At 70.6% G+C, this 13,004-nt stretch carries 10 protein-coding genes; 6 read left to right on the top strand and 4 right to left on the bottom strand.

From position 1 onward, the window contains the following. Positions 1 to 60 precede the first annotated feature (60 nt). The 3 genes from GPX89_RS36175 to GPX89_RS36185 form a co-directional block, all read right to left on the bottom strand. Positions 61 to 1,389 carry a CocE/NonD family hydrolase gene (locus GPX89_RS36175; RefSeq protein ID WP_157392250.1) on the bottom strand — a complete coding sequence of 443 codons (1,329 nt, stop codon included), beginning with the start codon at positions 1,387 to 1,389 and terminating at the stop codon, positions 61 to 63. Between the two features lie 75 nt (positions 1,390 to 1,464). Beyond that, positions 1,465 to 2,859 carry a TldD/PmbA family protein gene (locus GPX89_RS36180; protein WP_328602732.1) on the bottom strand — a complete coding sequence of 465 codons (1,395 nt, stop codon included), beginning with the start codon at positions 2,857 to 2,859 and terminating at the stop codon, positions 1,465 to 1,467. A gap of 38 nt (positions 2,860 to 2,897) precedes the next feature. Further along, complete coding sequence (locus GPX89_RS36185; protein WP_407939533.1) at positions 2,898 to 4,424, bottom strand: TldD/PmbA family protein; 1,527 nt, start codon at positions 4,422 to 4,424, stop codon at positions 2,898 to 2,900. 187 nt (positions 4,425 to 4,611) lie between these two features. Here GPX89_RS36185 and GPX89_RS36190 point away from each other — a divergent pair, with 187 nt between their 5' ends. Then, the gene (locus GPX89_RS36190; RefSeq protein WP_328602694.1) at positions 4,612 to 5,430 is read left to right on the top strand and encodes a TetR/AcrR family transcriptional regulator; all 819 of its coding nucleotides are present in this window, start codon (positions 4,612 to 4,614) and stop codon (positions 5,428 to 5,430) included. Between the two features lie 73 nt (positions 5,431 to 5,503). Here GPX89_RS36190 and GPX89_RS36195 read toward each other — a convergent pair whose 3' ends face one another. Continuing rightward, on the bottom strand, positions 5,504 to 6,274 hold the full coding sequence (locus GPX89_RS36195) for a TSUP family transporter (protein WP_328602695.1): 771 nt from the start codon (positions 6,272 to 6,274) through the stop codon (positions 5,504 to 5,506). A gap of 89 nt (positions 6,275 to 6,363) precedes the next feature. Between GPX89_RS36195 and GPX89_RS36200 the strand changes: the two genes are divergently transcribed. The 5 genes from GPX89_RS36200 (at position 6,364) to lnt (ending at position 12,998) form a co-directional block, all read left to right on the top strand. Next, positions 6,364 to 7,629, top strand: coding sequence for a sensor histidine kinase (locus GPX89_RS36200; RefSeq protein ID WP_328602696.1), 1,266 nt, complete (start codon positions 6,364 to 6,366; stop codon positions 7,627 to 7,629). Between the two features lie 258 nt (positions 7,630 to 7,887). Then, complete coding sequence (locus tag GPX89_RS36205) at positions 7,888 to 8,550, top strand: response regulator transcription factor (RefSeq protein ID WP_328602697.1); 663 nt, start codon at positions 7,888 to 7,890, stop codon at positions 8,548 to 8,550. A gap of 80 nt (positions 8,551 to 8,630) precedes the next feature. Beyond that, positions 8,631 to 9,125, top strand: coding sequence for an FxsA family protein (locus GPX89_RS36210; protein WP_157392253.1), 495 nt, complete (start codon positions 8,631 to 8,633; stop codon positions 9,123 to 9,125). Positions 9,126 to 9,418: 293 nt separating this feature from the next. Further along, entirely contained in the window at positions 9,419 to 11,014 is a 1,596-nt protein-coding gene (locus tag GPX89_RS36215) for an amidohydrolase (protein WP_328602698.1), read from the top strand. Continuing rightward, a complete protein-coding gene (lnt, locus tag GPX89_RS36220; RefSeq protein ID WP_198347763.1) occupies positions 11,004 to 12,998 on the top strand; it encodes an apolipoprotein N-acyltransferase in 1,995 nt (664 codons plus the stop codon). The genes GPX89_RS36215 and lnt overlap by 11 nt, the downstream gene beginning before the upstream one ends. Positions 12,999 to 13,004 lie beyond the last annotated feature (6 nt).

The following is a 13,004-nucleotide window of genomic DNA, read 5'->3' on the forward strand; positions in this document are numbered from 1 at the left end:
GCCGCGGACCGGCGGATGTTCTTGTGCTGGAGCCGAACCGGAACCCGATCGAGTGCGGGGTCAAACGGTCCGGGCGTCCACCGCCTGGAAACTCAGATAGCTCGGGCGGGCCGGGTCGAGGACGACGGTCTGGCCGGTGATCTGCCGCTTCCTCCACGTGGGAAGGAGATGGCGGGGGAAGCTGGTGCGGCTCACCGCGATTCGCAGGCGGTGGCCGGTGCGGAGGAGGATTTCGGTGGGGTTGATCTCGATGTCGATATCGAAGGGGGTTCCCGGTGACAGGGGCAGTGCGGAGTCGGCGGTGAGCGGGTGGTGGGGGAACAGGAGTTCGTCGGCGACGTAATAGCTGGTGGCGGAGTCGGTGTGGCGCAGCGAGGACAGCAGGGCGCCGCGGGTGAAGGGCAGCGAGGTGCCGTCGGGATGGACGTCGCAGACGGTGATGGACCAGAAGGCGTCGGTGCCGTCGGCCTCGGCGTGTAGGTGCAGGTTCATCGGTCCGGTGAGGATCGTGTCCCGGTCGAAGGGGGCGCTGGTGAAGGTGACGGCGGTGGCCTCGTTGCGGCGGTCGTCGTTGCCGTGGACCGCGCGGCCCAGCCAGCCGGAACGCTGGGTCAGCCGGGAGCGCAGGAACTGTCCGGCGACACCTTCACGCAGTAGACCCGGCAGCGCGGGAATCAGCTTGCCGCCGTTGACCGCCAGAATCCACAGGGCCATCCCCGGGGTGGGCACACCGCCGGTGAGCCCGAGTTCGCGGGGCGGATTCTCCCCGGCCTCGATGGCGAACACGGCCTCGAGGCCCTCCGGCCGCTGCGCCGCGGTGTGCAGGGCCGCGATCGCCCCGTACGAGACTCCCGTGACCGCGACCCTGCCGTCGCACCAGGGCTGTTCGCGGACCCAGCGCACCACCTCGGCGTAGTCGAGCTGTTCGCGGCTGCTGAAGAAATCCCAAGCGCCGGTGGAGCTTCCGGTGCCGCGCACATCCACCATCAGGCCCACATAGCCGCGTCGCACGGCGGTGCGGTTGATGGCGAACGGCTCCAGAATGCCGCCGGCCGGGGTGCGCAGGACATCACGCCGGGTGGTCCGGGTGCGGTCGGAGGGTTCGACGCGCCCGGCGAGGCAGCGCAGGGAGTTGTTCCAGCGGGTGGCGTGGCGGTTGAACATCTTGTTGTAGGCGGTGAAGTTGACGATCGCCGGAAGCGGTTCGGCGGCGGGCCCGTTCGCGTCGCCGGGCCGCAGCACGTCGGCGGACAGCAGTACTCCGTCCGACATGCGGATGGGAATGGTGTTCCCGGCGTACAGCTTCGGGTAGCGGACCGGCCCGATGTCGAATCGGGTGTCGGGCCGGACCGCGGATTCGTGCGGTCCGGCCGCGAGCGGATCGGTCATCGGGGTCCCCCATCGATGTCGGTGCCTTCCCGTCACCGTAACACCGTCTGGGACAGCGGGTGTCGCTATTGCCGCCTAGGTGGCCTGACTGACCGAGGACATATGGAAGTCGGGAATCCGCAAGGGCGGCATGGCCGTCCGGGAGAACCAGTCCTTCCATTCGCGGGGCAGGGTGATCTCGGTGCGGCCCGCCTCGGAGGCGCGGCGCAGCAGGTCCAGCGGGCTCTCGTTGAAGCGGAAGTTGTTGACCGCCGCCGTGACCGCGCCGTTCTCGACCAGGTAGACGCCGTCGCGGGTGAGGCCGGTCAGCAGCAGGGTCGCGGGGTCGACCTCGCGGATGTACCACAGGCAGGTCAGCAGCAGACCGCGCTCGGTGCGCGCGATCATGTCCTCGAGGGTGGCGTCGGAGCCGCCGGTCATGAGCAGGTTCTCGCCGGGAACGGTGACGGGGGCGTCGAATTCGGCGGCGGTGGCGCGCGGGTAGACCAGCGATTCGATGACGCCCTCGCCGATCCAGTCGGTGCGCTGGGCGGTGAGACCGTTGTCGAAGACCGACAGCGACTCCGAGGACGAGGAGGTCGCCACGAACGGTCGGTACTCGAGGCCCGCGGCCGCCGGATCGGAGTAGAGGGTCAGCGGAATGTCGGTGAGCCGCTCGCCGATTCGGGTCCCGCCCGCGCGCGAGAAGGCCGTATGGCCCTCGTGCGCGCCGCGGCCCTCCATGGTCCAGGCCATGTAGATCATCATGTCGGCGACCGCGGAGGGCGGGAGCAGGGTTTCGTAGCGGCCGGCGGGCAGCTCCACGCGGCGCTTGCTCCAGTCCAGGCGGCGCGACAGTTCCGCGAGCAGGCCGGGGGTGTCGACGTCGGCGAAATCGGTGGTGCCGGTGCCGACCCAGGCGCTGGCCAATTCCGCGCCCTCGCCGCGCTTTCCGTTGATCTCCACCGACCCGGTGGGCTGCACCCAGCGTCGCCGCAGGCCCGTGGAGGTGCCCAGCCAGGTGGAGTGCATCTGGTGGTGGGCGAAACCGTAGAGCCGGTCCGCGCCGTCGAATCCGGTGGCGAGATCGCCCGCGAGGGTGGTGAACACGCCGATGTCGGTGGTAGCCGGCTCGCCGTCCCAGTCCAGCAGCTTGTCGAGGGTGTCGGCGTCGACGGCGTCGGGATCCAGCAGCGGCATGGCGTCGCGCGCGGGTTCGGCGGTGCGCGCGGCCTCTTCGCTGGCGCGCACCACGTATTCGATGTCGGCGGGATCCACACTGGTGGAGCTCACGCTGCCCACGCGGGCGCCGGACCCGTCGCGGAAGATGGAGACCACCGCCCAGTCCCGGGCCACCGAGGACCCGTTGGTGGTCATGGAGTTTCCGGCCCAGCGCAGCGACGCCTCGTGCGCGTCGGTCACGATCACCACGGCCTCGTCGGCGCGGGAGGACCGCAGCGCGCGTTCGACGACCTCGGGGGCGGGGAGCACACTCACCGTTGTCGGTCCTTTCTTCGAGACGACGCTGCCTACTGTCCGGCCTCGGCGCGGGTATTGAGAATATTGATGCCGCGCACCAGAACCGACGGGCAACCGTGCGAGACCGCCGCCACCTGTCCGGGCTGCGCCTTACCGCAGTTGAACGCACCGCCCAGCACCCAGGTCGAGGGCCCGCCCACGGCTTCCATGGATCCCCAGAAGTCGGTGGTGGTGGCCTGGTAGGCGACATCGCGCAGCTGCCCGGCCAATTCACCGTTGCGGATGCGGAAGAAACGCTGGCCGGTGAACTGGAAGTTGTAGCGCTGCATATCGATCGACCACGACTTGTCGCCGACGATGTAGATGCCGTCCTCGACGCGGGAGATGAGTTCGGCGGTGCTGGTGTCGCGTTCGGGATCGGGCTGCAGTGACACATTGGCCATGCGCTGGATCGGCACGTGATGGGCGGAGTCGGCGTAGGAGCAGCCGTTGGAGCGTTCCAGGCCCAGCCGCGGCGCGAACACCCGATCCAGCTGATAGCCCACGAGAATGCCGTCGCGCACCAGATCCCAGCGCTGCCCGGCCACGCCCTCGTCGTCCCAGCCGACGCTGGCCAGGCCGTGCTCCTGGGTGCGGTCACCGGTCACGTGCATGATCGGGGTGCCGTACTTCAGGGTGCCCAGCTTGTCGGGGGTGGCGAACGAGGTGCCCGCGTAGGCGGATTCGTAGCCGATGGCGCGGTCGTACTCGGTGGCGTGGCCGATGGATTCGTGGATGGTCAGCCACAGATTGGTCGGATCGATGACCAGATCGGTGGGCCCGGCGACCACGGTCGGGGCTTTCACCTTCTCGGCCAGCCACTCCGGGATCCGCGCGAGTTCGCCCGCCCAGTCCCAGGTTCCGTCCGCGCCCGTGACGTACTCCCAGCCGCGCCCCACGGGAGCCGCGAGCGTGCGCATGCTCTCGAACACGCCCGCCGACGGGTCGACGGTGATCGCCTCGAACTCCGGATGCAACCGCACCCGCTGCTGGGTGATGCGCGAGCCGAAGCTGTCGGCGTAGAAGGTCTGCTCCTTGACCTGCAGCACCGACGCCGTCACGTGATCGACGCCGTCGGCGGACTTCAGCCGCTCCGAATAGTCCAGCAGCAGCGCCACTTTCTCCGGCGTCGGCACCGAGAACGGGTCGAGGTCGTAGGCCGAGACGTACTCCACGCCGTCGTAGCGCGGCTCGGCGGCCAGCTCGACCCGCTCGCGATTGAGCGCGCGCAGCGTGCGCGCCACGGTCACCGCGCCGCGCGCCACCTCGGCCGCGGTATCCACGGTCAGGTCGGCATGCGAGGCGAAACCCCAGGTGCCGTCGACGATCACGCGCACCGCGAACCCGAGATCGGTGCTGTCGGACACCGATTCGACGCGCCCGTCACGCAACCTGATGGACTGCTGCACAAGTCGATGCACGCGCAGGTCCGCGTACTCGGCTCCGGCCGAGCGGGCCGCGGACAGGGCGGCGTCGGCGAGCGCGGACAGCGGCAGCGCACGGAACTGTTCGTCCACGACGGCGGTAGCGATGCTCACCCGAACCAACCTAGAGGCCGACACGCCGAGGGGCCAAGAAACCACGCAGCCGGAATGAAATTCACGGTCAGCAAACATGCATACGCTGCAACAATGCGCGAAGTGCGAAGTAGCGCAGCCTGAAACGGCACGCACAAGTCCTGGACATGCCACGTTTTGCTGACCGGATGCCGTACTGTCTGCCCGCGTGCCGCCATCCGCACTCCGCGATCGCAAACGGGAACGCACCCGCCGAGCCCTGCTCGAAGCCGCCGTAGAACAGTTCGAGAGCCGAGGATACGAGGCGGCCACCGTCGCCGACATCGCGGCCGCCGCCGAAGTCGGCACCAGAACGTTCTTCAACTACTTCGCCAGCAAAGAGGAACTGCTGTTCCCCGAGCCGGACGAACGCGTGCAGGCCGCCGTGCGCGCCATCGCCACCCGCCGCCCCGGGGAACGCCCCGTCGAGGTGCTGCTGCGCGCCCTGCGCGCCGCCGGCGACAACCCCGGCGACCACCTCGGTGACACCCTCGCCGCCCGGATCGCCGTACTGCGCGCCCAGGTTTCGCGCACGGTGCCCGCGGTGTCGGGCCGCGCCGCCTACGCCCAGCTCGCCTCCCAACAGGAGATCGCGCGCCAGTTGCGCGCCGCCTTCCCGGAGGAACTCGACGACGTCGGCGCGGCCGCCCTCGTCGGGGCGGTCGTCGGCGCGGTGTCCGGTGCCCTGACCGTGCTGTTCCAGCGCCCCGGCCTCGCCGAGGACGCCGAAGCGCTGCAACGCAAGATCCAGGAAACCACCTCGAAGGTGCTGGCCCCCTGGCTGTCCCAGCCCGCCCCCGCGCCGCGCGAACTCCCCGGCGAGCAGACCCAATTGCTCCCGGACATCCCGCTACGCCCGGAGCCCGAGCCCTTCCGCCCCATGGGGACGGTGCACCGTCTCACCCAGGAGTCGTTGCAGCGCTCGGCCTCCGACGGCCTCCGCTCCCTCCCCGGCGTCCACCGCCACTCGGAAGACGCCCGCGTCTAACCGTCGAGTGGCACACCGGCGCGGGGTATTCGGACAGATCGCCTCGATGGTGTGCCGCTCGACGACAGTGGAGTCAGGTGGTGAACTGCTGCCAGCCGAGGCGGATCACCATGACGATGACGACGATCAGCAGGACCGCGCGGACGAAGCCCGCGCCCTTCGCGATCGCCATGCGCGAACCGACCACGGAGCCCGCCACGTTCGCGACGGCCATGGACAGGCCCAGGGCCCACAGGACGTGGCCGGTGCTCGCCAGGAAGATCAGCGAGCCGAGGTTGGAGCCGCAGTTGATGACCTTCGCCATGGCCGCGGCGCGGACGAATTCGGTGCCGAGCAGGGTGGCGAAGGTGATGATCAGGAAAGTGCCGGTGCCGGGGCCGAGCAGGCCGTCGTAGAGGCCGATGAGGCCGGCGGCCAGGGCCACGACCAGGATCGTCTTGCGGCGGGTCGGGGGATGGGTGGCCATGGTGACCCCGACCGAGGGGCGCATGGTCACGAAGATCGCCACCCCGACGAGGACGACCATCACGATCGGGACGAAGTACTTCTTGTCGATCAAGGCCACCGCCGCCGATCCGCAGGCCGCGGCGAGGGCGGCGATGAGCGCGCCGGGAATGAGGACCTTCCAGCGCATCGGGACCTTGCGGGAGAAGGTCAGCACCGCGGCGCTGGTGCCGGATAAGGCGGCGATCTTGTTGGTGCCCAAGGCCGTCTGCGGGGCCAGACCGGGTAACACCACGAACAGCGTCGGCAGCACGATCAGGCCGCCGCCGCCGACCACCGCGTCGACCCAACCGGCCGCCGTCGCCGCGGTCAGTAGGACCGCCCAGTCCGCAAGGCTCACAGGGCGACCCAACCAGAAACCGTCCACCAAGATCAAACGGTTGAGTGCCGGTCGGGCGCGCGCGCCGAGCGCGACCGTAGGGTGGATGGGTGCGCCGGTTCAGTTTGTGGCTGCGTGGCAAGCCCGTCATCACCGATTCGACCCTGGCCGTGTTGTTGCTGGCCATCGATGTGCTCGCGGTCGGCAACAGCAGCTCCAAGGTCAGCTATCTGGTGATGAGCGTGCTGCTGGTGGTGCCGATCGTGTTCCGCCGCACCCACCCGTGGGCCGCGGCGCTGAGCCTGGTGGGGCTGTCGATGCTCACCTCACTGGTCAACAGCGGCGCCGACGACAAATCCGTGCATCCGGCGCTGCTGGGGCTGGGCATCATGCTCTACACGCTGGTCGCTTACGTCGGGCGCCGTGAAGGGCTGATCTACCTGGGCGTGCTGGTACTCGACAGCCTGCTGGCGGCGTTGGCCGTCGCGGTGCCACCGGCCACCGACCTCGTCTTCACCGTCCTCTACTTCGCGTTGTGCTGGACGATGGCCGAATTCGTGGGCGCGCGGCACGCCTACGACGCCGAGGTCGCCGCCCGCCTGGCCGTGGCCGACTACGACCGCGAACGCCGCGCCCACGACGCGGTCGCCGCCGAACGCACCCGCATCGCCCGCGAACTGCACGATGTGGTCGCCCACGCGGTCAGCGTCATCATCGTGCAGGCCGACGGCGCGCGCTTCGCCCTGCGCCGCGACCCCGACACCGCCGAACAGGCGCTGTCCACCATCGCCGGCACCGGCCGCGACGCCCTGCGCGAACTGCGCCGCACCGTCGAGCTGCTGCGCACCGAGCATGCGCCCGAACAACTTCCGCAGCACGGCACCGCCGGCATCGCCAAGGTCGTCGACATGATGCGCAGCGCGGGCCTGGACGTGTCCCTGGAACTGTGCGGCGAACTCGACACCGTCACCCCCGAGGTCAGCCTCGGCATCCACCGCATCGTGCAGGAATCGCTGACCAACACCCTGCGCCACGCCGGCCCTGACCCGCACGCCGCGGTCACCGTCACCCGCCGCGACACCGACGTCTTCGTCGAGATCACCGACTCCGGCCCCACCCCGATCACCCAGACCACCGTCAACGGCTCCACCCTGATCACCCGGCCCGGCGCCAACGGCTGCGGCCCGGTCAGCGCCACCACCGAACTCGCGGTCCCCGCCACCGTCCAATCGCGGATACCCGGCAGCGGCCTGGGCCTGGTCGGCATGCGCGAGCGCATCGCCGTCCTCGACGGCACCCTCACCGCGGGCCGAAACCCGCACGGCGGCTGGACCGTCCGCGCCACCATCCCCCTCGACCGCCCGACCGGCGAATAACCCTCCACCCTGGCTTCGCATCCGCGCGCTGCCGGTTCGCCCATGCGAAACGTGCCGACGCTCGCGTGCACCGGATACCCCATCGCCATGCTGGACCGGCAGGTCCGCCCGCGCGGCCTTCGGGTTCTGGCGGGCGTGACCCAGCGGATCGGCCGGGACCGGGACGGGCATCACCGCTGCTGCCCCCTCCCGGTCCGCGTGCCGGGAGATCGATCCGGGAATTCTGGGATCACGTTGGGCACCGGTTAGGTTGTCAGGGTGCCGATCACCGTTCTAGTAGTCGATGACCAGGAACTCATGCGTGCGGGGTTGCGGATGGTGCTCGGCGCCCACCCCGACATCGAGGTGGTGGGGGAGGCCGACAACGGGGCCAATGCGATCGCGCGGGCGCGGGAACTGCGGCCCGACGTGGTGCTCATGGACGTGCGGATGCCGGTGACCGACGGGGTGACCGCGACCGCGCGGATCATCGAATCCGGGTGCGGGAGCAGGGTTCTGGTGATGACCACCTTCGATCTCGACGAGCACGCGCTGGGGGCGCTGCGGGCGGGGGCCAGCGGGTTCCTGCTCAAGGACACCCCGCCCGAGGACCTCATCTCCGCGATCCGCAGCGTCGCCGCCGGGGACGCGGTCGTCTCACCCAAGGTCACCAAGCGGCTGCTCGACCGGCTCATCGCCGAGGATCCGGCCGCCGGGCGCGACCCGGGCGTGCTGGAGGTGCTCACCGCCCGCGAACGCGAGGTGCTCGAGCACATCGCGGCCGGGCGCTCCAATGCCGAGATCGCCGGGGAGCTGTTCCTGTCCGAGGCGACGGTCAAGACCCACGTCGGGCGGGTGCTCACCAAACTCGGCCTGCGCGACCGGGTTCAGGCCGTGGTCCTGGCCTACGAGACCGGGCTGGTCCGCCCGGGCAGCGCCTGACACTGTGACCGGCGACGCACCCGGGAGAAAATCGGGGCCCTCGCGCGTTGCAGGAGTAGATCGATCGAAAGGATCGCCCGATGCCTGCCCTGTTGTTCCTCGCCTGGTTCGCCGCCGAGATCGCCACCCTCGTCGTGGTCGGCCACTTCATCGGCGTATTCCCCACCATCCTGCTGCTGTTGGCGGGCTCGGCCGTGGGTCTGGTGCTGGTGCGCTCGCAGGGCCGGCGCGTGTTCCAAGGCTTCCGCAAGGCCGCGCGCGGTGAACTCGACCCGGGCACCGCGGTCGCCGACGGGGCCCTGGTCGGCGTCGGCGCGGTCCTGATGTTCGTGCCGGGCCTGCTCACCACCGCCCTCGGCCTGCTGGCCCTGCTCCCGGTGACCCGGTTCCTGTTCCGCCCGCTCGTGGCCGCTTTCGCCGCCCGCCGCCTGAGCCGCGTCGCCACCGCCGTCGGCCCGTACGGCTACCGCAACGTGGTCATCGACCCCGACGGCGAGGTCATCGACGCCACCGTCGTCACCGAGTACTACGACGACGGCCAGGGCCACGGCTACCGCGCCATCGACCCGCGCTGACCCACAACGCCTTTCCGCACCCCGGTCCACTCGGCCTCGACGCCGCGTGCCGGGGTGCTCATGTTTTTCGAGCAGCCACACCGGGAATCGGACGTGCTGTCCCGACCCGAGCAGCCCGGCGACACCGGCAAGCCTCGAGGGCAAGGGCTGTGCGGACGGCGGCGCAGGTCCGATTCCTCGACCCTCTGGGCGCGGGCGGTCCGGGCCTGGTCGGGGGGCTGTGGAAGCCGACTCGCTGACAGCGGGCAATGCGGTTTCGGGCGCGGCGGGGGAGTCGGGCAGGATGGGCATCCGTGAGTACCCAGTTGCTTGTCGGCGGTCGTATCTACAGTTCGAGCAATCCTGACGCGACGGCCATGGCCGTCAGTGACGGGACCGTGGTGTGGGTCGGGCTCGACAAGCCGGGGCGGGCGCTGCATCCGGACGCGGAGATCATCGAGCTGGACGGGGCGCTCGTCGCCCCGGGATTCGTGGACCCGCACGTGCACGTGACCGCGCTCGGGTTGAAGCTGACGGGACTCGATCTGGCGCAGGCCGGTTCGCTCGCGGACTGCCTCGAGGCGGTGCGGGCGCACGCGGCCGCGCACCCCGAGGGCGTCGTGCTCGGCGAAGGCTGGGACGAGACCCGGTGGGCCGAGGGCCGCCCGCCGTCGGTGGCCGAACTCGATGCCGCCGCGCCGGGACGGCAGGTGTATCTGGCTCGGGTGGACGCGCATTCGGCCGTCGCCTCCACCGCGCTGCTGGCCGCGGTGCCCGGCCTCGCCGAGGCGAGCGGGTTCACCCGCGGCGAGCCGCTGCGCGCGGACGCCCATCACCGGGTGCGCGGGGCCGCACTGGGTGCGCTGAGCCGCGACCAGCGCGACGCCGCAAGGCGGGCCGCGCTCGACGCGGCGGCCGCCAATGGCGTTGTGGCCGTGCACGAATGCGCGGGCCCCGACATCTCCGGCGCCACCGACGTGCGGGAACTCCTCGAATTCGCGCACGGGGTCGAGGTGCGCGCCTACTGGGGGCAGGCCGTGACCACCGCCGACGAAGCCCGCACCCTGGTCAAGGAACTCGGGGTGCACGCCCTCGGCGGCGACCTGTTCGTCGACGGGGCGATCGGCTCCCACACCGCGTGGCTGCGCGCGCCCTACGCCGACCGCGACACCACCGGCACCTCCTACCTCGACGTCGACGCCATCACCGCACACGTGCTGGCCTGCACCGAGGCCGGAATCCAGACCGGATTCCACGTCATCGGCGACGCCGCCATGGACGCGGTCGTCGCGGGCTTCGAGCGAGTCGTCGACCAGCTCGGCGGCCCGGCCGTCGCCTCGCGCGGGCACCGCATCGAACACGCCGAGATGATCACCCCCGAGCAGATCGGCAAACTCGCCGCCTGGGGCGTGATCGCCAGTGTCCAACCGGGATTCGACGCCGCCTGGGGCGGCCCCGACGGCATGTACGCCACCCGCCTGGGCGCCGAACGCGCCGCCACCCTGAACCCCTTCGCCGCCATGGCCTCCGCAGGCATCTCCCTGGCCATCGGCTCCGACGCCCCCGTGACGGCCCTCGACCCGTGGGAGGCCGTGCGTGCCGCCGCCCACCATCGCACCCCCGGCCACCAGATCTCCCCGCGCGCCGCCTTCGCCGCCGCCACCCGGGGCGCCTGGCGCGCGGGCGGTGTGCGCGACGGCGTCGCCGGAACCCTGGTCCCCGGAGCCCCTGCCTCCTATGCCATCTGGGATTCCCGCGAGCTCGTGGTGGCCGCCGCCTCCGACACTGTCCAGCGCTGGTCCACCGACCCCCGCTCCCGAGTCCCCGGCCTCCCGCCCCTCACCCCCGACGCCACCCTCCCGCGCTGCCTGCGCACCGTGCACCGCGGAGTCACCATCCATGAAGCCTGAGACCGGCCCCGAAACCCGTTCCGCCGCACTACGCTCCACCGGCTCCGGCTCCGGCTCCGGCTCTGCGGCTCGCACCGGAGAATCGGAACCGCCGAGCCCCGGCCCAGCAACGGCGTCTTTCGCGGAAGGCAACGGCGAAGCCGGTGCGTCCGCACCGAACCCGGTCGCCCCGAAGCCCGACGTCGTCGCCCCGGAATCGGCTGTCGACCCCGAGCCGGCGAACGCTGCCGGGCTGCCGGGCCCGGACAGGCTGCACGGCGACGACTCACAGGAGCCCGCCGGTACCGCGGCGGAAGGCACTGGTGGCGAGGGTGTTTCGAAGTCCGGGAGTGCGGGTCCGGTGGCGCGGCTGGTCGGACTGGCGGCGGCACGGCCGCGGGTGACGCGGCTGATCGCGGCCGTGGTGGCCGGGCTGCTGTTGTACGCGAGCTTCCCGCCGCGGACGTTGTGGTTCCTCGCACCGGTCGGGATCGCGTTGCTGACGTTGGCGGTGCGTGGAACGTGCCGGGCGCGTGGGGGATTCGGGTTCGGATTCGTGGCGGGGCTGGCGTTCTTCCTGCCGTTGCTGCCGTGGACCGGGATCTATGTGGGGCCGGTGCCCTGGATCGCGTTGTCGACGGTGTGCGCGGTGTATGTGGGGTTGTTCGGGGTGCTGACGCGGTGGGTGGCGACGCTGCCGGGGTGGCCGCTGTGGGTGGCGTGTGTGTGGTCGCTCACCGAGTGGGCGCGGTCGAGTTTTCCGTTCGGCGGGTTCCCCTGGGGGAGGCTGGCTTTCGGGCAGGCCGACGGGTGGTATCTGCCGTTCGCGATGCTGGGCGGCGCGCCGCTGGTGAGCTTCGCGGTGGCCTTGACGGGGACCGGTCTGGCGGCCCTCGCACTGGGTCTTTTGCGAAGGTTGCGAGGGGAAAAGGGCGATAGCTCGGAAGTGGCTGCGGTCACAGTGAATTCTCCCAGATGGGGGGCTGTGCGTCTCACATCGTGGAACCGGATTGTTGCTGCGGCAATGCTTGTGGCTATAGTTCCCCTTACCGGAGTGATCCTCCGGACCGCGCTGCCCGGCCCGGAGGACGGCAACCGGCCGATCACGGTCGCCGCCATCCAGGGCAGCGTGCCGCAACTGGGACTGGACTTCAACGCCCAGCGCCGCGCGGTTCTCGACAATCACGTTCGCCGCACCGAGCAGCTGGCCGCCGACATCGCCGCGGGCCGCGCTCCGCAGCCGGACGTGGTGATCTGGCCGGAGAACTCCTCCGACATCGATCCGCTGCGCAATGCCGATGCGGCCCAGGAGATCTCGCAGGCGTCCAAGGATGTGAAGGCACCCATCCTGGTGGGCGCGGTGCTCGTCAACGACGACCGCACCACCACCAACTCGGTCATCGTCTGGAACGGCGACGCCGGGCCGGGGGAGCGGCACGACAAGAAGATCATCCAGCCCTTCGGCGAATACCTCCCGTACCGCAACTTCTTCCGGCACTTCTCCGAATACGCCGACCGCGCAGGCTATTTCGTCCCCGGTACCGGCGACGGCGTGGTGCACGTGCAGCCCGCGGGCGGCGGCGCTCCCGTCGCGATCGGCGTGGCGACCTGCTACGAGGTCGTTTTCGACCGCGCCTTCGAGCAGGCGGTGACCGCCGGTGCGCAGATTCTCACCGTCCCGTCCAACAACGCCACCTTCGGCCGCAGCGAGATGACCTATCAGCAGCTGGCCATGTCGCGGGTGCGCGCGGTGGAGCACGGTCGCGCCGTGGTGGTTTCGGTGACCACCGGTGTCAGCGCCATGATCACCGCCGACGGCACCATCCAGCAGCGCACCGTCCAGTTCGAGCCCGCGGCGCTGGTAGCGAGGCTGCCGTTGCGAAACAACACGACGCCCGCGACGCGGTTGGGCCCCGCGCCGGAGGCATTCTTGTGTATCCTGGCCGCGGCTGCCACTGCGGCAGCGCTCATTCGGCGGCGGGCGCGCGACCAGCGCGAGCGCTGAGAAGAA

It is taken from the genome of Nocardia terrae (assembly GCF_009760405.1).
Lineage (GTDB): Bacteria > Actinomycetota > Actinomycetes > Mycobacteriales > Mycobacteriaceae > Nocardia > Nocardia terrae.

Bases quoted from the DNA above. Each gene is read 5' to 3' on its own strand.
- GPX89_RS36175 (WP_157392250.1), bottom strand. From the start codon at position 1,389: ATGACCGATCCGCTCGCGGCCGGACCGCACGAATCCGCGGTCCGGCCC.
- GPX89_RS36210 (WP_157392253.1), top strand. From the start codon at position 8,631: ATGCCTGCCCTGTTGTTCCTCGCCTGGTTCGCCGCCGAGATCGCCACC.
- lnt (WP_198347763.1), top strand. From the start codon at position 11,004: ATGAAGCCTGAGACCGGCCCCGAAACCCGTTCCGCCGCACTACGCTCC.